Source organism: Tenacibaculum sp. DPLXC6, from assembly GCF_056815515.1.
Map to the genome: position 1 here is coordinate 729,098 of NZ_CP141806.1, position 20,391 is coordinate 749,488.

Here is a 20,391-nt window from a genome sequence, read left to right on the forward strand (position 1 = left end):
CTACTAACTATTTTGTACTGCTGCAACAAATTCAGCTTTTCGTGGTTTATACTTCGCGGCTATTGCTGCAATCGCTGAAATATGTTTAGGCGTGGTGCCACAGCACCCTCCTATAATGTTGATTAAATTTTTCTTTAAGTATTCTTCTATTTGCTCCGCTGTTTCTTCTGGAGTTTCGTCATATTCTCCAAAGGCATTGGGTAATCCAGCATTTGGATGAGCAGAAATAGCAAAGTCCGTTTTAGAGGCTATCGCCTCTAAGTGAGGCTGTAATAAATTGGCTCCTAAAGCGCAATTGAATCCTACAGATAGTAGTGGAATATGAGAAATAGAAATTAAAAAAGCCTCAGCTGTTTGTCCTGACAACGTTCTCCCAGAAGCATCGGTAATCGTACCAGAAACCATGATAGGAATTTCTATGTTTCGTTCAGCTTTTACCTCTTCAATAGCAAATAATGCAGCTTTAGCGTTTAGGGTATCAAACACAGTTTCTACTAACAAGATATCTGATCCTCCATCTATCAACGCTTCTACTTGTTGCTTATACGCAATGCGCAGCTCGTCAAAAGTTACTGCTCTGTATCCTGGATCGTTTACATCTGGAGACATGCTTGCCGTACGGTTGGTAGGCCCTATAGAGCCTGCTACAAATCGAGGTTTGTGTGGTTCTTTTTCGGTGAACTCGTCAGCTACTTCTTTGGCTATTTTGGCAGATTCATAATTTAACTCATATACCAAATCTTCCATTTGGTAATCTGCCATGGCGATAGTAGTTCCTGAAAAAGTGTTGGTTTCTACAATGTCTGCTCCTGCAGCAAAGTATTTTCTATGAACTTCTTTTACAGCTTCTGGTTGTGTGATGGACAACAAATCATTGTTTCCTTGCAACGGCGTTGGGTAGTCTTTAAAACGTTCTCCACGAAAATCTTCTTCAGTAAATTTATATTCCTGAAGCATGGTTCCCATAGCGCCATCGAGCACGAGGATTCGTTTTTGTATTTCTTGATAAATGTTTGACATTCCTGATATTTAGTGTAATGTTATCAGGAAAAGAGGAAGTAAAATTCTTTTCGTTATCTCTCTGCCGAAGCAGTAGAATGTAGCACCTTCTTTGTTTGCACAAAGGGTTGCTAAGGTTTCAAAGGGTCTATTCCCTCCACCTTTCTTGATAACATCAATACGTTAATGAACGAGGCAAAGTTATAGTATTATTTTTTATTTACCCAATTTTTATTTTCATAATTAAATTGACAAACTGAAAAAGAGCTCTTTTACTACTAGGCAACAACATAATTTTGTTTTATATTGGATGCTTGAAACAAGAAGAATAAAATTGCTAAAACTTCCATTTATCACCTTCAATACTCCGGATAAAAGTAGTTTTTGTTCTCTTATAACAAGTTGTACATAATTATGAACGAACATCAAATTCAAATAGAAAAATTTTTTAAACAAGATTCTTTTTCTGCAAAAGATTTGAATAAATTATGGAAAAGAGTTCGTTCAAATAGTAAGAAAAATGAACTTGAAATTTTACACAGCCAAATTAAAGAGGAATTAAAAGCTTACAGAAAAAATGGGAAAAGCTATAAGAAACCTCAAAATAGAGTTTTGATTACCGAATCTCGGAAAAGAAATGATGAACTGATTACTAAATTTTTATCTGATAATCTCAACTCAACAAACTCTGAATTAGCAAAAAATCTGAAGCTTAGTTTTGAACAATTAACTGAAATAGTAAAAAAGTTTGAAATAACGGATTTTGACAAAAATGGCTATTTAAGTGAGTCTGAAAAGGAATCTCTAACTGACTTTTTTGATTCAAGACTAAACGCTCTGAATAGAAGAAAATCAGCAAGCAAAAAGAAAAACGAAACTAAATTAGATAAAAGAAAGAAGAAATTAAAGGCGAAATCTAAACGTAAAAAGAGTATCGGAGGTGCTGGAGTTTATGATAAAATAAAAGAAAGAGGCGGAATTGGAAAGTTGATTTATAACGCAATGAGAAAATAACTATGCATAACAACGTATATAAAAAATAGCGGCTAATGGTTAAACGAATTAAAACTAAACAATAACTCCATCTGGAAAGTCCCAACTAACAAAACCACTACTTTTCATATACGCAAACCGTTGTGTGTAATCTCTGAAAAACCAAATTATAGTGCAAGAATTAAAAAAACATCATCATTATGTTTGGAAAGAATATCTAAAACCCTGGACATTAAATAGTAAAATCTGTTGTCAAAGAAAAGGTAAAACTTTTTATACATCATTGGGCAGAGTAGCACAAGAAAGATTTTTTTACAAATCTTACAAATTAGGCCCTGAAGAAATTAAATTCTTGCAGTATATAATTAAGGGGATGATTCCAAATGTTGCAAAATCTATGAGTCTCATATTTAACGTATACCACGAAATTTCTAATTCAAATAATGAATATTTGATTAAATGTGGAATTGAAGATTTACATACAAGAGTGGAAGAGTACGGTAAATTTTGTCTAAAAAAACTACAAAATGGGAGCATTGAATTTTTAAAAGAAGATAAGTATAAACATCAGTTAAGTTTATTTTTAGGAGTACAATATACCCGAACGAAGAAAATGCGTAAAAACATAAATTATGCTGAATTAGAAAATAAACAATTTGATTTAGAAAAAATGTCAATTATTCTATCTTTTATTTATGGCGAAATTACAGGTAATTGGATTTACAATAATGGTAAAATTAAACTATTAAAAAACAACACTTCTTTAAATTTTATTACAAGTGACCAGCCTATTTTTAATGTTAAAGCACCACTCAATGAGACAGAAGAATTGAAAGAATTTGAATTATATTATCCAATATCACCAAAATATGCTATTTATATTAGCAAACTTGATGATGAAAAAGTTATAAATGATTGTAATGATGTATTGTTTTACAATGATTTGGTAAAAAGTCATTCATTTGAACAAATGTTTGGAAAAAATGAATATGATTTTAATTGAAAATAAACCACACCTATGAAAAAGTACCATATAGCAGAAATCAATGTAGCTCGAATGAAAGGAGTAAATATTGAAGACCCTATTATGAAAGAGTTTGTGGATAATTTAGACCGTGTAAACAATTTAGCTGAAAACAGTGAGGGTTTTATTTGGAGGCTAAAAGACGAGAATAATGACGCAACAAGTTTCAATCCTTATAATGACGAACAGGTAATTATTAATGTTTCTGTTTGGGAATCTATTGAGACTTTGGGTGACTTTGTGTACAAGACTTTTCATACGGATTTCTTGAAAAGAAGAAAAGAATGGTTTCAATCATACGGAAAAGTATATACTGCAATGTGGTGGGTACCTGAAGGTGAATATCCTACAATACAAAAAGCGGTTGATAAATTAGATTATTTACAAAAAAATGGTACTTCAGAAGTTGCTTTTGATTTCAGAAATAAAATTCCAATGCCAAAGAAATAAAAGCTTCTACATATAAATTCTGGTTGATTGCTTCAACTATAGTATTTGATTTTTTAAATATTTTAACTATATTAAATACTTAAAAATCAACAAGATGAAAACAAACAAACTAAACCTGTTAACCCTTATCCTAGCTTTTTTAGCTATCGGATTAAATGCTCAAAGCAACGGTGTTTCAAATACTGAAACTTCTATTGCTACAACTGTTAATGATAAGAGTTTGAAATGGCTTCCTGCTCCTGATTTCTTTCCTAACTGTTCTTTTACAATACTTCATGGTGATATAGCTAAACCTAATTTAGATTTTTTCTTTAGAATTGAACCTAATACAGAAGTTATATATCATACACATAATTCTCCTGAACGAATGATTTTAATTTCTGGAGATTTGGAAGTACAATACGAAGGAGAAAAAGCCACGGTATTAAAAGCAGGTTCTTATGCCTATGGTCCTGCAAAGAAACCACATAGGGCTAAATGCTTAAATAATGGACCTTGTGTTTTATTTGTTGCTATGGTAGATCCTTTTGATGCAGTGCCTATTAAAGAAAAAAAGTAGTGTATTAATTCTATAAAAAAGAAAAGCAGCAAATAGTATTTGCTGCTTTTCTTATATAAAGCTGTAATAAATCACAGCGCTTTAAGTTTATTTCTGTTTTACCTCACTAGCACGATATACATCATCTTCTGCTTTAAATATCTTAAATTGAACATCGTAACCTTCTGGTACATAAATTACAATTGGTAATTTCCCGTTGTACCTTACTGTTGTTGGTTGACTAGAAATAAATTTTCTGACTGTACTACTTTCAAAACAAGCCTTTCTAGTAGATATAACTCCACCATCGGTAGTAAAATCATAATACGAATATCCCCATCCTTTAAGATCCTTTTTCTCTAGATTTCCTACAAGTCCGTGTTTATTACAAGTATCTACTTCCATCCATTTTCCAATAACAAACTCTATTTTTTTGTTACTATCGTTAGCTGAATGAGGAACTTCTATAACCATTTGTTTAAATCCTTTCTCTGGTTTAGGATATATTGATGCATCCACTTTCTTTAAAGATGTTTGCCCTACTGTCATAGAAGTAATAGTTAAGAATGTTATTAAAAATAATTTGGTGATTTGCCTTGAAAATGTTCTCATAATAAAATAATTTTCCTAGAGCTTTTCAATATGCATGCCAAAAGCTAATCTAACTAAGACTTTTGTATTCATTGTTACCATTCTTTTAACAACTATGGAAAATGGTGTTAGAGTACAAACACATTCTCTGCTCATTGCTAAATGCCTAGATAATAGTTCTTTTGTTTTATTTGTTGCTATGGTTACCCTTTTGATCCAATTGCTATGAAAGAAAAAACACTTGTAATAACATATTATTTTTCTTTCTTACTTTTTTTACATGCGTTTATGAGTGGCTCGACTAAAATCATGTACGACGTCACCACTACGAACAGAAGATATGCTACTCCAATTAAGGTATAGAGAGTTCTCATGTAATCATTTTTAGTAACTTACATTAAAGTTACTAAATATTTAATAAAGAGCCTCTTACTAAAAGTTTGAATGTTGTTTTTACCTTTTTAATAGAAAATTGTTTGTTTACATTCAAAACCTAGTTTATTTGTTCTTAGAAAGGTTCAGCGTGTCACGCTGATGGTTCCGTTGTGTTGAGGAAAGACCAGCGAAGCTCGCTGACGGTTCCGTTGACTTGAGGAAAGACCAGCGAAGCTCGCTGATGGTTCCGTTGCCTTGAGGAAAGACCAGCGAAGCTCGCTGATGGTTTCGTTGCCTTGAGGAAAGCTCAGCGAAGCTCGCTGATGGTTCCGTTGCCTTGAGGAAAGACCAGCGAAGCTCGCTGATGGTTCCGTTGCCTTGAGGAAAGACCAGCGAAGCTCGCTGATGGTTTCGTTGCGTTGAGGAAAGCTCAGCGAAGCTCGCTGACAGTTTCGTTTACTTGGATTTTCTATCCAAACTCCTTTGGGAAAGAAAAAATGTAAAAAATTGCTGAATCAACATATGTAAAGGCTTTGTAGCTACTCCTCTTCTATTTTTGTCGTATTCTTAAACAATTATAGTATGACTTTAATAGACAACCTTGAGTGGCGATACGCCACTAAAAAATTTGATGTTTCTAAAAAAGTTTCAGCACAGCATATAGAACTTTTAAAAAGAGCGATTCAATTAGCTCCTTCTTCTTACGGTCTGCAATTGTATACCGTTTTGATTATAGAAGACAGTGCAATAAAAGACCAGTTAAAAGCTGTTTCTTACGGACAGAGTCAAATTACAGATGCTTCTCATTTATTTGTGTTTTGTAATTATACAAAGGTTACCAATGACCATATAGACGCTTATTTCTCTTTAAAATCTGAAATAGAACAGGTAGACATTTCTAATTTTAAAGGGTATGCTGATTTTATTAAATCTGACGTTACGAGCAGAACTTTGGTTGAAAAAAACAAATGGACTTCTAACCAAGTTTACATTGCTTTGGGCAATTTGCTTAATGCTTGCTCTGAGCTTAAAATAGATGCTTGTCCTATGGAGGGTTTTGACACCGAAGCTTATAACAAAATATTAGACTTGGATAAGTTTGGGTTAAATGCTGCTGTAGTTGCTCCTGTTGGTTATCGTTCTGACGAAGATAGTTCACAAAACACTCACAAAGTGAGAAAACCTATAGAGAGTCTTTTTATAGAATATAAGTAATTACAACTCTTGAAATACAATAGTATAACCGTGCATTTTTTGTACGGTTTTTTATTTTGTTTTATATTCGCTAACGCTTACTAAAAAAGATTAAAATTGCTAAAAACTACGCTTATCACATTTAAATACACGGATAAAAGAAGTTTTTATTCTTTTATCCCAAATTGAATCAACCACAACTTTTACTATAGTTCAACAACTTAAATAATAAATCTAAATTCATAATTTAAAAACTAGAATGAAGTATATATATTTATTAGCCCTTTTTATTTCGATCAACTCATGTTCTCAAAATGAAAAATTAAATTTTGAAAACAATGGCGGTATGGTATTGAAACTAAACTTTGATAAAACAAATATTGAATTCAAAGAAAAGATTATTCAAAGAGTTAAATTTTTCTGTGAATTAAATGATAAATATCAACGAGAATATGATTTTTCATCACTTGTAAATGAATCTAAAAATGAACTTATTTTTAAATTTCCCTTCCTTTTGACACAAAAGGACTTAGATAAACTTATATTATCTAAAGGAGAAATGTTAATCTCTAAAAATAATAATTACTTAAAAAAGGATAAGATAAAGAAACTCGAAACATCCTTTAATCAGTTATTACGTCGTAATATTGATGTTATTTTTAACAATAAAGAAATGTTATTAAGTTATTTAAATAATAGTCTTAATGAAGAAATTGTTATGACAGTAGATAAAGACACTGTATCTTCTTCAATTATTAGACAAATACCCTATAAAATTGAAAAATTGCCCTTTAGCATATCTTTAAACTACAATTCTGAAATAATATATACAATAGTTAGTCACCCTTATGAAAGGAATCTTAAAATAGACTTAGCACACAAAACTATTTATTTAAATTCAGCAAAAGGTATAGTTAAAATGAAACCTGAAATATTTTCTCTTTATAAAAAACTTAGATTTTTGTTAAAAGAAAACTACGGTTTAATGTATACTATATTAAATGAAATTCCTCCTACAGATAAATCTTTAAGTAAAATCCTACTAAATAGAGATCTAGAATTCATAATAAAACACAATTTTGATGATTTTTTAGTAGCCTCTAATTTTAACAATATTGATTCTTTAAAAGATTTTTTCAAGCAATTTAAATTTATTAACAGTTATAAAAATAAATTCGGTAATGAAGCTCAAGAAGAAATCTTAAAAATTATTAATATTATTAATAAAATTGAAAATTATAAGTAAATTACACATAACAATGACTAAAAGTAATTTCTTGTTCTTGTCTACTTTTTTATAAAGTATAAATTTAAAAATTCCCGCCAAAGCGGGAGTTTCTATTTTATAAAATAAGTAAAGACAATCTACTGAAACAAATCTGTAGATAAATAGCGGCCTCCTCTGTCAAAAATCACAGCTACAATTACGTATTTATTAATAGTATAACTGTACATTTTTGTACGGTTTTTTATTTTGTTTTACATTCGCCAACGTATTACGAAAATATTCCATTTGTTATATCTAAACACACGGATAAAAGAAGTTTTTGTTCTTTTATAATAAGGTGTATTACAGTTGTTCTAGATGTAAACAGTGGTATGTTTTTTTTGTCACAAGTGATTTGTTTAATTAAACCCCAAAACATGAAAAACTTATTTATTATCCTCCTATCATTTTTTATTTATTCAGCCTCTGCTCAAGTTTCTTTTAATACAGGAAATTTTCAATTAGATTCTGATTTGAATATTATTAACACCAATGCTAATCTAGACTTTGGGACTTTTAAGAATCGTTTGAGCATTTCTTATAATGTTTCAGAAAGGAAAATTAAATACATGAGAGTAAGTTTAGGAATGAAGGCAGGAGAAATCTATTTGGCTCTGGAGATATCTAAATTATCAAGAAGACCGATAGATGATATAATTACCATTTATAGAAGAGATAAAAATAAAGGTTGGGGTTACATAGCAAAGCAAGCAGGAATAAAACCTGGTTCTGCGGAGTTCCACCAATTAAAGAATAATGCTAATTCCAAGAAGAATAAGTCTAAACGAAAAAACAAAGGAAAAGGAAAAAGCAAAGGAAAGGGAAAAGGAAAATGGAAATAACGGGCTACAGCACCGTTTATGAAATATAGCTAACCAAAAAGGTTTGTATTTGTTTTAAAAAAGAATATATACCGAATAAAAAAGGTTTTCTAATAAGATTATAATTAACTGAATATTCCCGCCTATGCGGGAATATTCTTTATATGAAATAAACTATTTATTAAAACAAATCCGAAGATAAATAACGATCGCCTCTATCACAAATTACCGCTACAATTACCCCTTTATCAATAGTTTTGGCTATTTCAAGCGCTGCATGTACTGCTCCTCCACTACTCATTCCTGCAAAAATTCCTTCTTCTTGGGCTAACTTTCTGGTCATGTTTTTGGCATCATTTTCATCTAACTCTACCACTTGATCTACCTTATTTTTATTAAAGAATTTTGGTTGGTATTCTGGCGACCACTTACGAATTCCTGGTATTCTAGCTCCATCTTTAGGTTGTGCTCCTACAATTTGTACCTCAGGGTTTTGTTCTTTTAAATAAGTAGACACTCCCATTATAGTTCCTGTAGTTCCCATCGCCGATACAAAATGAGTTACTTCTCCTTCTGTATCGTTCCATATTTCTGGACCTGTAGTTTTATAATGTGCTTTCCAGTTATCAGTGTTTTCAAACTGATTTAGCATAAAATAGCCTTTTTTATAGCGTAGTTCTAAGGCTACATCTCTAGAACCTTCAATACCTTTTTCTGCATCCGTTAAAATAACCTCAGCTCCGTAAGCACGCATCGTTTTTACACGTTCTTCGGTAGAATTTTCTGGCATTACCAATACCATATTTACTCCTAAAACTTTTGCCATGAGTGCTAACGCAATTCCTGTGTTTCCACTAGTTGCTTCTACTAAATAATCTCCTTGACGAATATTTTTCCTTTTAATAGCTTCAGCAATCATATTAAACGCCGCTCTATCTTTTACGCTTCCGCCAGGGTTATTTCCCTCTAGTTTTAATAATAGTTTTACGCCTTCTTTTTGAAGAATATTTGAAACTTCTATTAGTGGCGTATTCCCTATACTATCTATAATTGTTTTAGTTTTCATGGTTAATTAGGTACCTACATCATTTAACATAGGATTTTCTAGTGGTTATTTTATTTTCTGACTCATAGGTTACAATAGATCCTTCGGGTACAGAGGTGGTTACGCAAACATTTGCGCCTATTACGCTATCTCTTCCTATTACTACATCACCCCCTAAGATAGTTGCGTTGGCATAAATGGTTACATTATTTTCAATCGTTGGATGCCTTTTTGTGGATGCTAATTCTTTTTTTACTTGAATCCCTCCTAAGGTAACTCCTTGGTATATTTTTACGTTTTCTTTAATAATGGTGGTTTCTCCAATAACAATTCCTGTTGCATGATCTATAAAAAACGAATCGCCAATTGCTGCTCCTGGATGGATGTCTGTTCCTGTTAATCCATGCGCATATTCACTCATCATTCTTGGTAAAATTGGAATTTCCATTTTATACAATTCATGACTCAATCGATACACAGCAATCGCATGAAAACCCGGATAGGCTAAATACACTTCTCCTAAGCTTTTACAGGCAGGATCAGTTTTTTCAAATGCCTTGGCATCTAAATCTAACTTTTCTCGTATTCCACAAAATGTTTGTTGGTATACAGCCCATGCTTCTGGAGCATTTTTAATAGCCAACCCATTCAAAATTTTTATAAACTTCTCTTTTAAATGGTTTGCTTTTTCTTGACATACATCATTAAACAATGCGTAAAATAATTGTTTTGTAAAGTTTTCTACATCATCTTTTAATGATAAATCGTATTGTTTGAATTGCATTTACTAATTTTTTACAAAAATAACTAACTTTCAGGAGCTAGCTCAACTTCAAGTCCTTCTAATTCAGATGTCATTTGAATCTGGCATCCTAATCGGCTATTTTCTTCTACATGAAATGCTTCTGCTAGCATCGCGTCTTCATCATCGTTCATTTCTGGCAATTCATGATTCGATTTCACATAACATTGACAAGAGGCACACATGGCCATTCCTCCACAGATTCCAATAGTTCCTTCAGGAGCTAATTCGTATGATCGAACTACTTCCATTAAGTTCATTGCCATATCTGTCGGAGCAACTACCTCATGCATTACACCTTCACGGTCTATTATTTTTATATTGATGTCTTGATTATCCATTTGTAACAATTTCTTAAAGGAATCAGTAGTTAGGTGGCTATTTTAGTTTTGTTGGTGAAGGAGTTTTTACTTAAAACTTGTAATTACAACAAACTTATCCGCTCAGTTCCTAACTACTTTCATCCTAATCCCCAATTATTGAATTGCTTTTACTACCGCTTTTGGTGCTTCTTTTCTTGTTCCGTCGAAACCGTCTACACCACCAACAGTAGTATACTTCATCACATATTTTTTATCTGGATGGATTCGTTTATATGCACTTTGACACATTAGTGTTGCTTCGTGGAATCCACACAAAATCAATTTTAGTTTACCTGGATAAGTATTTACATCTCCAATTGCATAGATACCTTCTACATTCGTTTGGTAATCTAACGCATTGTTTACTTTAATAGCATTCTTCTCAATTTCTAATCCCCAGTTGGCAATAGGACCTAACTTTGGCGCTAATCCAAATAATGGAATAAAATGATCAGTATCTATCATGTAAGGTTCTTTCCCTTTTTCTTCTACCACAACACCTGTTACATGATTTTCTCCTAATACTGCTTTTACCTCAGCTGGTGTAATTAAGTTTATCTTTCCTAAATTCTTTAACTCTTGAACTTTTTCTACAGAGTCTAACGCTCCTCTAAATTCATTTCTTCGGTGAATTAAAGTTACCGATTTTGCTACATCTGTTAAGAAAATAGACCAATCTAAAGCAGAATCTCCACCCCCAGCAATTACTACATCTTTATCACGATACAGTTCCGGTTCTTTAATCATGTACTCTACTCCTTTGTCTTCAAAATCAGCAATATTTGGAATTGGTGGTTTACGTGGTTCAAAACTTCCTAGTCCTCCTGCTATAGCTACTACAGGTGCTTGATGTTTGGTTCCTTTATTGGTGGTTACGATAAACGTTCCGTCGTCTTGCTTTTCGATGGTGTCAGCACGTTCCCCTAAAGTAAATCCAGGTTCAAACTGCTTGATTTGTTCCATCAAGTTCTTTGTTAAATCTCCTGCTAAAATTTCTGGATATGCTGGAATATCGTAAATAGGTTTCTTTGGATAAATTTCTGAACATTGCCCACCTGGTTGTGGTAAGGCATCAATTAAATGACAACGTAATTTTAACAATCCTGCTTCAAAAACGGTGAATAGCCCTGTAGGACCTGCTCCAATAATTAATATATCTGTTTGTATCATTTCTACTCTATTTCACTAAACTCTCTGTCAGTTTATTTAATGTTTCTACTTTATGTTCAAAGTTTCCTTTGATAGTTTTTCTATAACTATTTAGGTTTTGTACTAATTGATTGATGTCTTCTGGAATTACTTCTTCAAAAAACTGACGCAATCTTTTAGCGGTTGTTGGCGACTTTCCATTGGTTGAAATAGCTACTTTTACGTTCCCTTTGGTTACAATTCCGCCCATATAAAAATCACAATATGGTGGATTGTCTGCCACATTCACCAAGATATTCTGACTTCTACAGTCTTTATATACTTGTATATTTACCTCTGGAACATCGGTAGTCGCAATTACCAAATGTTTTCCTTGTAAATAGGTATCATTATAACTATCTGTTATTCTAGTAACTTTACCTTTTTGAGCCATAGCAATGGTTTCTTCTCTAAAAAAAGGAGCTACCATGGTTACCTCAGCATCTGGACTCGATTTTAATAAAAATCGTAGCTTTTCTTCTGCAACAAAACCTCCTCCAACTATAAGGACTTTCAAGGTTGCTGTTTTTAAAAAGATAGGATATAGATTATTTCTTTCTTCCATTATACCACCTCTTTTAAAGCTATTTCTTGTTGTACTTGTAGTAATTGCTGTCTGTGATTTACCACATCTCCTAACAGAATAATAGCAGGATTACTCAAGTTATTTTTAGTAACTACTTCTTCTATAGTATCTACAGTACCGATTCCTATTTTTTCTTCAGGAGTTGTTCCATTTTGAATAATAGCAACTGGTAATTCGTTCTTTCCTTCCGCTTTAAAAAGCTGAATGATTTCTGAAAGTTTACCCATTCCCATTAAAATAACAACCGTTGCACTTGATTTTGCTGCCAAGGCAACATCGTTTGATAATTGGTGCTGTTTGGTAGTTCCTGTAATTACCCAAAAACTTTCTGAACTCCCTCTTTTTGTTAAGGGAATGTTCTGATAAGCTGGTACTGCTAAGGATGATGAAATTCCTGGAACTACAGCTACTTCCAATCCGTTTTTCGCTGCATACTCCATTTCTTCTGCTCCTCTACCAAAAATGAAAGGGTCACCTCCTTTTAAACGTACCACATGTCCGTGTGAAAATCCTCTTGCGACAATTAACTCATTAATTTGTTCTTGTTGATAACGGTAACATCCTCTTCGTTTTCCTACAAAAATTAATTCTGCATTCGGATTTACATATCCTAACAGTTCGTTGTTTACCAACGCATCATACAACACCACATCAGCTTGTTCTAATGCTTTGATGGCTTTTAAGGTGATTAAATCAGTATCTCCTGGTCCTGCACCTACTACGGTTAATTTCGGTTGATTTTTCATTGGACTCTCCTTTTTTAACTTTCTACGGCTACTTTTCTGTAGGCATCAATTGTTTTGTAAAATGATGATGCTTCTTCTAAATACTTTTTTGCAAAAGCTTCCGTAGGTTCATTTTTATTGATTTGATAAATCAACTCTGCAAATGAACTTGATAATTCTATTTTATTTGTTACTACAAACAGTTCATCAAAATTGGTAATGATTCCTGCTTGTGTATTCGTTTTTGCTCCTTCTGCTGTTAACAAGGCTTTGGCAGTGTTAACCATAGCCGCATAAGCGTGGTAAATACTATCTGACCATTGTTTACTGTTTAATGCATGCGTTGCATTTTCTAACTTTTCTTCACTTTCAAACAGTAAGGTTGCTACTAGGTCGATTACCACTCCAGCACATTCCCCTACTCCAATGGCTTTTACATAATTTTTATCGTGTCCCCAATCAACAAAGTCGTCTTCTGTTAAATTGGTGGTATCTGATAATTCTTTTAATAGCTCATAGAAATATGTTTTTCCTTGTCTATCGTAATAGTTTAAGAAGTCTTCATCTGCTTGTTTATGGCTTTCGAAGTCGTTTAATAAGATTCGTAAAGATTCTGGTCCTCTTTTACTTGGTATTTTTATCAACTTATCAGCAAAACGTCCATTTCCTTGTCCTAAAACTCCTCCTCCAACTAATACTTGTAAGGCTGGTGCTAACAACTTTCCTACTTTTATAGACATTCCTTGAAAACCAATATGTGCCATGTTGTGTTGTCCACAAGCATTCATACATCCACTAATTTTAATGGTAATGTCTTTATTATTTACATACTGCGGATATTCTGCTTTTAACACACGTTCTAACTCAGCTGCAATTCCTGTACTGCTGGCAATTCCTAAATTACAAGTATCAGTTCCAGGACATGCAGTAATGTCATTCAAACTGTTATATCCTGCGTCTGCAAAACCTAACTTTTGTAATTCTGTATAGAAAAATGGTAAAAACTCTTCTCTTACGTGACGAATCAAAATGTTTTGACGTAGGGTAAAGCGTAACTCATTTGCTCCATGTTTCTTGATTAAATCAGCTAACAAACGCGCTTTATCGGTATAAAAATCTCCTAAATGTACTTTAATACCTATCGCATATAATCCATCTTGTTTTTGCTTAAAAACATTCGTTGATTTCCAACTTTGATACGCTTCTTTATCTTCTATAACTACAGATGGAACTTCGATCGTTTCAAAAACAGGATTTTGCTCAAAATCGGTAGTATCTATAGGGTACGTTTTATACGCTAAAGCAGCTCTTTCTGTTGCTACCAATTCTAAAAAAGCTTCTACTCCTAAATCTTTTACCAAGAATTTTAAACGGGCTTTGGCTCTTTTAGCACGTTCTCCATAACGATCGAACACACGTAAAACACCTTCGATAGTTGGTATCAATAAATCTGCTTCTAAAAATTCATAAATTACATCTGCATGGCGTGGTTGTGAACCCAATCCTCCTGCTAATAATACCTTGAATCCTTTTACTTCTTTACCTTCTACTATTTTTGTTTTAGCAATAAATCCTAAATCATGAATAAAACTCAATGCGGTATCTTCTTCTGTTGCAGAAAAAGACATTTTGAACTTCCTTCCCATTTCTTGACAGATGGGATTACGTAAGAAGAATTGGAAAGTAGCATGTGCGTATGGTGTTACATCAAATGGCTCTTTCGGATCGATTCCCGCAGTTTCTGAAGCCGTAACATTTCGTACCGCATTACCACAAGCTTCACGCAACGTAATATCGTCTTTCTCTAACTGCGCCCATAACTCAGGAGTTCTGTCTAAACTTACATGGTGAATTTGAATATCTTGACGTGTGGTAATATGTAAACGTCCTCTTGAATATTCATCAGAAACATCTGCAATTCTGTGTAATTGTTCACTTGTAACTTTACCATACGGTAACTTAATACGAATCATTTGTACTCCAAATTGGCGTTGACCGTAAATTCCTCTGGCTAAACGTAAACTTCTAAAACGTTCTTCATCTATTTTTCCTTCGTTAAACAAACGTATTTTACGCTCTAACTCTAGGATATCTTTTTCTACTAAAGGGTTTTCTATTTCTGATCTAAAACTTTGCATCTGTTTTACTAGTTGTTTGCTTATAAAAGCGTTGATATTAGTTATGTAAAAACTCTTGTTTTGCTAACAATTGTTCTTCGGTTTCTACGTGTGCATCATCTGGTACACAACAATCTACCGGACATACTGCTGCACATTGCGGTTCTTCATGAAAACCTTTACATTCAGTACATTTATCGGGTACTATAAAGTAGTATTCGTCTGATACTGGTTCATTATCCTCGTCTGCATTTACCGAAGTTCCATCTAATAAGGTTACATTTCCTTGTAGTGAGGTTCCTTCGTTATACTTCCAGTCACTTGCTCCTTCATAAATGGCTGTATTTGGGCATTCAGGTTCGCAAGCTCCGCAGTTAATGCACTCATCTGTAATGATTATTGCCATAACTTTTTATTATTTACTTGATAAAACCAACTCCTGATGTAGTATTGGTTTTTGGATTGATGATTATAAACGCTCCGTTTGCTTTGTTTTCCTCATATGAATCAACAAACAATGGCTTGCTAACTTTTAAACTCACCTCTCCTATTTCGTTTAGTGATAATTGAGATGGTGTTTCTTCTTTTCCAGAAAAATCGGTACGAATTAAAGATGTTAATTCTGTTATTTTTGCTTGTACATCGTTTACTCCATGCTTTATGTAATATTTCTGTGAAGCTTGTAATGGTGCTTTATCCATCCAACAAATGGTAGCTTCTAACTGTTTTACCACAGAAGGTTCTTCTCCTGTTTTTACCAACATATCTCCTCTACTTACATTCACATCGTCTTCTAAGATGATGTTTACAGAGCTTCCTCTTTTTGCTCTTACATACTCTTTATCAAAAAACTGAATACTTTTTATGGTAGATTTTGTTGCTGATGGTAATACCGTTACGCTATCTCCTACCACTAAATCTCCTCCGTACAGTTTTCCTGCATACCCTCTAAAGTCATGATATTCATCTGTTTTTGGGCGAATAACAGTTTGTACTGGAAAACGTGCTTTTGATACTTCTTGCGTATCTTCAGACCCCAAGTTTTCAAGGTGATTCAATAAAGTTTCTCCTTTATACCAAGGGGTGTTTTCTGAAGACTTCACAACATTATCTCCTTTTAAAGCTGAAAGAGGTATGAATGTGATATTTTGATTTTGATAGTCGCTCTTCTTAGCTAGATATTCTATCTCTCCTTTAATCTGATTGAATTTTTCTTCTGAAAAGTCTACCAAATCCATTTTGTTTACAGCTACTATTACATCTTTTACTCTTAATAAATTATTGATAAAGAAATGACGATAGGTTTGCTCTACTACCCCATTTCTAGCATCTACTAAAATGATAGAAGCTTGAGAGTTTGAAGCTCCTGTAACCATGTTTCTAGTATATTCTATATGCCCAGGAGTATCAGCTATGATAAAACTCGTTTTAGGAGTTGAAAAATAAATATGAGCTACATCAATGGTAATTCCTTGTTCGCGTTCTGCTACCAAACCATCTGTTGCTAAAGAAAAATCTAAGTAATCAAATCCACGTTGCTTACTTTTTTCTTCTATTGCTTCTAATTTATCTTGGGTTAATGATTTTGTATCGTATAAAATTCGCCCTATTAGTGTGCTCTTTCCGTCATCTACACTTCCTGCTGTTGCTATTTTTACTACGTTCATTTTTTATGTTGTTGGCAATAGGCTATTAGCTTTTGGTTTTTAGCTCTTAGCTACTTTTGCTTAGTTTATATTATTAAGTTTTATAATGCTAACAGCCAAAGACTAATAGCTAACATCTTTTTTTTAAAAATATCCTTGTTGTTTACGTTTCTCCATCGCTGCTTCAGATCGTTTATCATCAATCCTTGCTCCTCTTTCTGAAATGGTTGATTCTCTAATTTCATCTACGACCGTATCTATATCTATTGCATCTGATAAAACCGCTGCCGTACAGCTCATGTCTCCTACGGTTCTAAATCGTACCATACGTTCACGTACTTCTTCTTCTTCTTCTCTATACACCACCTCATCATTTGCAGACCAAATGAGTCCATCTCTAATAAAAGTGGCTCTTTTATGCGCAAAATAAATGGATGGAATTTCAATTTGTTCTTGTTGTATATACGACCATACATCTAATTCTGTCCAGTTAGAAATTGGGAAAACACGTACATTTTGACCTAGATCGATTCTTCCATTTAACATATCGAACAATTCTGGACGTTGATTTTTTTCATCCCATTGCCCAAAATCATCTCGTACTGAGAAAATTCGCTCTTTAGCTCTTGCCTTCTCTTCATCTCTACGCGCTCCACCGATACATGCGTCGAAACCAAATTCTTCTATGGCATCTAATAACGTTTCGGTTTGTAACATGTTTCGGCTTGCGTATTTTCCTGTTTCTTCTTTTACTTTACCAGCATCAATATTGTCTTGTACTTGACGTACTATTAACTCAACTCCTAATTCTTTTACCAAACGGTCTCTAAATTCAATCGTTTCAGGAAAATTATGCCCTGTATCAATATGTAATAAAGGGAATGGAATCTTTGCTGGATAAAATGCTTTTTGAGCAAGTCGCACCAGTGTTATGCTATCTTTGCCCCCCGAAAACAATAACACCGGTTTTTCAAATTGCGCGACTACTTCTCTTAATATGTATATGGCTTCGCTTTCTAAAGCTCCTACTTGTATAGTTTCTGTATTCATAATCATGTTCTTTAAATATGTAAACCACATTCTCTGTTACTTTCTACTTTTGTGGGATCGAAGTACTTAAACTCGTTTGGTAACTGGTTTTCTTCTAAATAAGTATCTAACTCCTCATCTGACCAATGATAAAATGGACTTACTTTTAATACTCCGTCTTTACTTCTTGAAACAATATCAATACTATCTCTAAAAGCAGTTTGTCCTTTTCTTAAATTCGTAAACCAAACATCTGGTTTGTGTTCATTCATTGCTCTTTTAAAAGGTTCTAATTTTACTTGTTCAGTAAAAACAGTATGTTTTGGATCATCTACTGTTGGTAAACCTAAAGTGATGTTTCTGTGTGCTACTGTTTGTTTAGGTACATACAACTGAATGTTTAACTGTAGTTTTTCAATTAACTCTTCGGCATGTTTATAAGTTTGTGGAGTATTATATCCTGTATCACACCAAATAACATCTATACTGTTTTTTACTGATGCTACTGCGTGTAAAATAGCTCCTTCATAGGGACGAAAGTTTGTAGTTACTACGGCTTTATTTGCTTGTAGTAATGCCCAAACAATAATCTCTTTTGGAGATTTGTTTTTTAACTCTGCGTTTACTGCTTCTAAATTCATTGTTTCTATACTCATTTTTTGCCCCATTTAATACTGTTCCAAACTCTTTCGTGAAAAAAATACAATAGCATTTTTGTTACTAACTCTACAGCTCCAATTGAAAAAGCTGTCTTTACTTGTCCTGTAATTACCCATGATATTAATATTGTATCTATGGTACCAACAACTCTCCAACTTATTGATTTTATAATGCTTCTTATTGGTTTTTCAGAAAGCTTATCTTCTTTATAATTTGCTTTATTTTCTACTACTTGTTCTACAATCATTTTTAAAATACCATTACCCTATCGGAATACTAGGTTTTAAGTCGACAAATATACAGATGCTTTTTAATTCTCCAAGGAGAAATCAAAAAAATATTTGAATTTTACAATTTGTTAATACTACACTAAATCTGCTAGTGTGTTATTACGAAGTACTTGTAGCGTATTATCTCTTACTTGAATCATAAGTTTGTGTACTGAGCAAGCTTCTTCATCTGGACAGTCATCACATTTTTCATAATAATTCAAACTAACACATGGTACCATAGCAATAGGTCCTTCTAGTGTTCTTATAACATCAGTCATTCTAATTTCGCTAGCTGGCTTTAACAAATAATAGCCTCCACCTTTTCCTTTTTTAGCTCCTAAAATTCCTGATTTTCGTAAGGTAAGTAATATGCTTTCTAAAAACTTGTGCGAAATATTTTCCTTTTCTGAAATGGTAGCTATTTGTACCATAGTGCCCTTTTCTTGCCTAGCAATAAAAGTAAGCGCTTTAATTCCGTATTTTGTTTTCTTAGAAAGCATATTACAAATATATGCTTTACTTCTTAATTATTTAATGCCTGATTTAAATCATAAATTACATCCTCTACGTTTTCTAATCCCACCGAACATCGTACTAAACCGTCAGTAATTCCTACCTCTAACCGATCTTCTTCACTTAACTTACTGTGTGTTGTAGATGCTGGATGTGTTACAATGGTTCTTGTGTCTCCTAAATTTGCTGATAATGAGCATAGTTTAATACTATTCAAAAATTTACGTCCTGCTTCTATACCTCCTTGGATTTCAAAAGCAACAATATTTCCTCCTAGTCGCATTTGTTTTTTAGCTATTTCATACTGTGGATGCGATTTTAAAAATGGATACTTCACCAATTTCACCTTTGGATGTTTTTCTAAAAACTGCGCTACTTTCAAGGCGTTTTCACAATGTTTCTCTACTCTAATCGACAACGTTTCTAAACTCTTAGACAATACCCAAGCATTGAATGGAGACATTGCTGGACCTGTATTTCTTGAAAATAAATAGATTTCTCTAACTAAGTCCTCTTTTCCTACGGTTACGCCTCCTAAAACACGACCTTGACCATCTATGAGTTTTGTAGCTGAGTGAATCACCAAATCGGCTCCGAACTTTATGGGATTTTGTAAATACGGCGTTGCGAAGCAATTGTCTATCACTAATAATAAATTGTGCTTTTTGGCAATACTTCCTAACAATTCCAAATCTAAAACATCTACTGCTGGATTGGTAGGTGTCTCAGCATATAAAATTTTGGTGTTCGGTTGAATTAAACTTTCAATAATATCTACCTCGGTAATTTTAAAATAACTTGTTTCTATATTCCACTTCGGTAAATATTTAGTAAACAAACTATGTGTTGAACCAAAAACAGAGCGGCACGATACTATATGATCTCCTGCATTTAACAGAGCTCCAAAAGTTGAAAACACGGCTGCCATACCTGTTGCAAATGCATATCCTGCTTCGGCACCTTCCATAGCCACTATTTTATCGACGAATTCTGTGGTATTCGGGTTTGAAAATCGACTATATAGGTTTCGTTGCTTTTCTTCAGCAAACGACGCTCTCATATCTTCAGCATCATCAAATACAAAACTTGAAGTTAAGTATAAAGGTGTAGAGTGTTCTGAAAATTGTGAACGTTCTGTTTGCGTTCGTATAGCTTGTGTTTCAAAATTTTTGCTCATGTTGTTTTTTAGGTGTT

The 20,391-nt window shown here is 33.2% G+C and carries 23 protein-coding genes and 1 riboswitch; of the genes, 7 read left to right on the forward strand and 16 right to left on the reverse strand.

The window, feature by feature from the left end:
- Positions 1–3: 3 nt before the first annotated feature.
- Positions 4–1,020, reverse strand: a complete 1,017-nt coding sequence (locus tag VCM48_RS03295; protein WP_482271606.1) for a homocysteine S-methyltransferase family protein — start codon at positions 1,018–1,020, stop codon at positions 4–6.
- A 50-nt stretch (positions 1,021–1,070) separates the two neighbouring features.
- Positions 1,071–1,175: riboswitch (SAM riboswitch) on the reverse strand.
- 238 nt (positions 1,176–1,413) lie between these two features.
- Here VCM48_RS03295 and VCM48_RS03300 point away from each other — a divergent pair.
- From VCM48_RS03300 to VCM48_RS03315, 4 genes are all read left to right on the forward strand, one after another.
- Positions 1,414–2,013, forward strand: coding sequence for a hypothetical protein (locus tag VCM48_RS03300; protein WP_482271607.1), 600 nt, complete (start codon positions 1,414–1,416; stop codon positions 2,011–2,013).
- Between the two features lie 151 nt (positions 2,014–2,164).
- Complete coding sequence (locus tag VCM48_RS03305; protein ID WP_482271608.1) at positions 2,165–2,995, forward strand: DUF4238 domain-containing protein; 831 nt, start codon at positions 2,165–2,167, stop codon at positions 2,993–2,995.
- Between the two features lie 15 nt (positions 2,996–3,010).
- Positions 3,011–3,466, forward strand: a complete 456-nt coding sequence (locus tag VCM48_RS03310) for a DUF3291 domain-containing protein (RefSeq protein ID WP_482271609.1) — start codon at positions 3,011–3,013, stop codon at positions 3,464–3,466.
- A gap of 94 nt (positions 3,467–3,560) precedes the next feature.
- Positions 3,561–4,025, forward strand: a complete 465-nt coding sequence (locus tag VCM48_RS03315) for a cupin domain-containing protein (protein ID WP_482271610.1) — start codon at positions 3,561–3,563, stop codon at positions 4,023–4,025.
- 87 nt (positions 4,026–4,112) lie between these two features.
- Here the strand turns inward: VCM48_RS03315 and VCM48_RS03320 are convergent, their stop codons facing one another.
- Positions 4,113–4,616: an ecotin family protein gene (locus tag VCM48_RS03320; RefSeq protein ID WP_482271611.1), complete on the reverse strand. Its 504-nt coding sequence runs from the start codon at positions 4,614–4,616 to the stop codon at positions 4,113–4,115.
- Positions 4,617–5,552: 936 nt separating this feature from the next.
- On the opposite strand from VCM48_RS03320, the gene VCM48_RS03325 reads away from it, so the two are divergent.
- From VCM48_RS03325 to VCM48_RS03335, 3 genes are all read left to right on the forward strand, one after another.
- On the forward strand, positions 5,553–6,185 hold the full coding sequence (locus VCM48_RS03325) for an NAD(P)H-dependent oxidoreductase (RefSeq protein ID WP_482271612.1): 633 nt from the start codon (positions 5,553–5,555) through the stop codon (positions 6,183–6,185).
- 238 nt (positions 6,186–6,423) lie between these two features.
- Positions 6,424–7,410: a hypothetical protein gene (locus VCM48_RS03330; protein WP_482271613.1), complete on the forward strand. Its 987-nt coding sequence runs from the start codon at positions 6,424–6,426 to the stop codon at positions 7,408–7,410.
- Between the two features lie 398 nt (positions 7,411–7,808).
- Entirely contained in the window at positions 7,809–8,273 is a 465-nt protein-coding gene (locus tag VCM48_RS03335) for a hypothetical protein (RefSeq protein WP_482271614.1), read from the forward strand.
- 160 nt (positions 8,274–8,433) lie between these two features.
- Here VCM48_RS03335 and cysM read toward each other — a convergent pair whose 3' ends face one another.
- The 14 genes from cysM to VCM48_RS03405 form a co-directional block, all read right to left on the reverse strand.
- Positions 8,434–9,318, reverse strand: a complete 885-nt coding sequence (cysM, locus tag VCM48_RS03340; RefSeq protein WP_482271615.1) for a cysteine synthase CysM — start codon at positions 9,316–9,318, stop codon at positions 8,434–8,436.
- 19 nt (positions 9,319–9,337) lie between these two features.
- Positions 9,338–10,081 carry a serine O-acetyltransferase EpsC gene (epsC, locus tag VCM48_RS03345; RefSeq protein ID WP_482271616.1) on the reverse strand — a complete coding sequence of 248 codons (744 nt, stop codon included), beginning with the start codon at positions 10,079–10,081 and terminating at the stop codon, positions 9,338–9,340.
- 23 nt (positions 10,082–10,104) lie between these two features.
- Positions 10,105–10,440 (reverse strand): 2Fe-2S iron-sulfur cluster-binding family protein, encoded by a 336-nt coding sequence (locus VCM48_RS03350; protein ID WP_482271617.1) that lies wholly within the window; start codon positions 10,438–10,440, stop codon positions 10,105–10,107.
- Between the two features lie 135 nt (positions 10,441–10,575).
- Positions 10,576–11,631, reverse strand: coding sequence for an NAD(P)/FAD-dependent oxidoreductase (locus tag VCM48_RS03355; RefSeq protein WP_124589042.1), 1,056 nt, complete (start codon positions 11,629–11,631; stop codon positions 10,576–10,578).
- A gap of 7 nt (positions 11,632–11,638) precedes the next feature.
- Positions 11,639–12,214, reverse strand: a complete 576-nt coding sequence (locus tag VCM48_RS03360) for a precorrin-2 dehydrogenase/sirohydrochlorin ferrochelatase family protein (protein ID WP_440121809.1) — start codon at positions 12,212–12,214, stop codon at positions 11,639–11,641.
- Positions 12,214–12,981, reverse strand: a complete 768-nt coding sequence (gene cobA, locus VCM48_RS03365; protein ID WP_482271618.1) for a uroporphyrinogen-III C-methyltransferase — start codon at positions 12,979–12,981, stop codon at positions 12,214–12,216. Before cobA ends, VCM48_RS03360 begins: the two co-directional genes overlap by 1 nt.
- Positions 12,982–12,995: 14 nt before the next feature.
- Complete coding sequence (locus tag VCM48_RS03370) at positions 12,996–15,098, reverse strand: HEPN domain-containing protein (RefSeq protein WP_482271619.1); 2,103 nt, start codon at positions 15,096–15,098, stop codon at positions 12,996–12,998.
- Between the two features lie 37 nt (positions 15,099–15,135).
- Complete coding sequence (locus VCM48_RS03375) at positions 15,136–15,483, reverse strand: 4Fe-4S dicluster domain-containing protein (RefSeq protein WP_099214174.1); 348 nt, start codon at positions 15,481–15,483, stop codon at positions 15,136–15,138.
- Between the two features lie 13 nt (positions 15,484–15,496).
- On the reverse strand, positions 15,497–16,744 hold the full coding sequence (locus VCM48_RS03380) for a sulfate adenylyltransferase subunit 1 (protein WP_482271620.1): 1,248 nt from the start codon (positions 16,742–16,744) through the stop codon (positions 15,497–15,499).
- A 123-nt stretch (positions 16,745–16,867) separates the two neighbouring features.
- On the reverse strand, positions 16,868–17,773 hold the full coding sequence (gene cysD / locus VCM48_RS03385) for a sulfate adenylyltransferase subunit CysD (protein ID WP_028891805.1): 906 nt from the start codon (positions 17,771–17,773) through the stop codon (positions 16,868–16,870).
- 11 nt (positions 17,774–17,784) lie between these two features.
- Positions 17,785–18,393, reverse strand: coding sequence for a phosphoadenosine phosphosulfate reductase domain-containing protein (locus VCM48_RS03390; protein ID WP_482272205.1), 609 nt, complete (start codon positions 18,391–18,393; stop codon positions 17,785–17,787).
- An 11-nt stretch (positions 18,394–18,404) separates the two neighbouring features.
- The gene (locus VCM48_RS03395) at positions 18,405–18,659 is read right to left on the reverse strand and encodes a DUF2061 domain-containing protein (RefSeq protein WP_028891803.1); all 255 of its coding nucleotides are present in this window, start codon (positions 18,657–18,659) and stop codon (positions 18,405–18,407) included.
- 117 nt (positions 18,660–18,776) lie between these two features.
- Positions 18,777–19,184: an RrF2 family transcriptional regulator gene (locus VCM48_RS03400; RefSeq protein WP_028891802.1), complete on the reverse strand. Its 408-nt coding sequence runs from the start codon at positions 19,182–19,184 to the stop codon at positions 18,777–18,779.
- 23 nt (positions 19,185–19,207) lie between these two features.
- Entirely contained in the window at positions 19,208–20,374 is a 1,167-nt protein-coding gene (locus VCM48_RS03405; RefSeq protein WP_482271621.1) for an O-succinylhomoserine sulfhydrylase, read from the reverse strand.
- Between the last annotated feature and the right edge of the window lie 17 nt (positions 20,375–20,391).

Bases quoted from the DNA above. Each gene is read 5' to 3' on its own strand.
- cysD (WP_028891805.1), bottom strand. From the start codon at position 17,773: ATGAATACAGAAACTATACAAGTAGGAGCTTTAGAAAGCGAAGCCATA.
- VCM48_RS03300 (WP_482271607.1), top strand. From the start codon at position 1,414: ATGAACGAACATCAAATTCAAATAGAAAAATTTTTTAAACAAGATTCT.
- VCM48_RS03320 (WP_482271611.1), bottom strand. From the start codon at position 4,616: ATGAGAACATTTTCAAGGCAAATCACCAAATTATTTTTAATAACATTC.
- VCM48_RS03330 (WP_482271613.1), top strand. From the start codon at position 6,424: ATGAAGTATATATATTTATTAGCCCTTTTTATTTCGATCAACTCATGT.
- VCM48_RS03295 (WP_482271606.1), bottom strand. From the start codon at position 1,020: ATGTCAAACATTTATCAAGAAATACAAAAACGAATCCTCGTGCTCGAT.
- VCM48_RS03350 (WP_482271617.1), bottom strand. From the start codon at position 10,440: ATGGATAATCAAGACATCAATATAAAAATAATAGACCGTGAAGGTGTA.
- VCM48_RS03400 (WP_028891802.1), bottom strand. From the start codon at position 19,184: ATGCTTTCTAAGAAAACAAAATACGGAATTAAAGCGCTTACTTTTATT.
- VCM48_RS03325 (WP_482271612.1), top strand. From the start codon at position 5,553: ATGACTTTAATAGACAACCTTGAGTGGCGATACGCCACTAAAAAATTT.
- VCM48_RS03315 (WP_482271610.1), top strand. From the start codon at position 3,561: ATGAAAACAAACAAACTAAACCTGTTAACCCTTATCCTAGCTTTTTTA.
- VCM48_RS03310 (WP_482271609.1), top strand. From the start codon at position 3,011: ATGAAAAAGTACCATATAGCAGAAATCAATGTAGCTCGAATGAAAGGA.
- VCM48_RS03375 (WP_099214174.1), bottom strand. From the start codon at position 15,483: ATGGCAATAATCATTACAGATGAGTGCATTAACTGCGGAGCTTGCGAA.
- VCM48_RS03355 (WP_124589042.1), bottom strand. From the start codon at position 11,631: ATGATACAAACAGATATATTAATTATTGGAGCAGGTCCTACAGGGCTA.
- epsC (WP_482271616.1), bottom strand. From the start codon at position 10,081: ATGCAATTCAAACAATACGATTTATCATTAAAAGATGATGTAGAAAAC.
- VCM48_RS03390 (WP_482272205.1), bottom strand. From the start codon at position 18,393: ATGAATTTAGAAGCAGTAAACGCAGAGTTAAAAAACAAATCTCCAAAA.
- VCM48_RS03380 (WP_482271620.1), bottom strand. From the start codon at position 16,744: ATGAACGTAGTAAAAATAGCAACAGCAGGAAGTGTAGATGACGGAAAG.
- cysM (WP_482271615.1), bottom strand. From the start codon at position 9,318: ATGAAAACTAAAACAATTATAGATAGTATAGGGAATACGCCACTAATA.
- VCM48_RS03405 (WP_482271621.1), bottom strand. From the start codon at position 20,374: ATGAGCAAAAATTTTGAAACACAAGCTATACGAACGCAAACAGAACGT.
- VCM48_RS03370 (WP_482271619.1), bottom strand. From the start codon at position 15,098: ATGCAAAGTTTTAGATCAGAAATAGAAAACCCTTTAGTAGAAAAAGAT.
- VCM48_RS03335 (WP_482271614.1), top strand. From the start codon at position 7,809: ATGAAAAACTTATTTATTATCCTCCTATCATTTTTTATTTATTCAGCC.
- VCM48_RS03395 (WP_028891803.1), bottom strand. From the start codon at position 18,659: ATGATTGTAGAACAAGTAGTAGAAAATAAAGCAAATTATAAAGAAGAT.
- VCM48_RS03360 (WP_440121809.1), bottom strand. From the start codon at position 12,214: ATGGAAGAAAGAAATAATCTATATCCTATCTTTTTAAAAACAGCAACC.
- cobA (WP_482271618.1), bottom strand. From the start codon at position 12,981: ATGAAAAATCAACCGAAATTAACCGTAGTAGGTGCAGGACCAGGAGAT.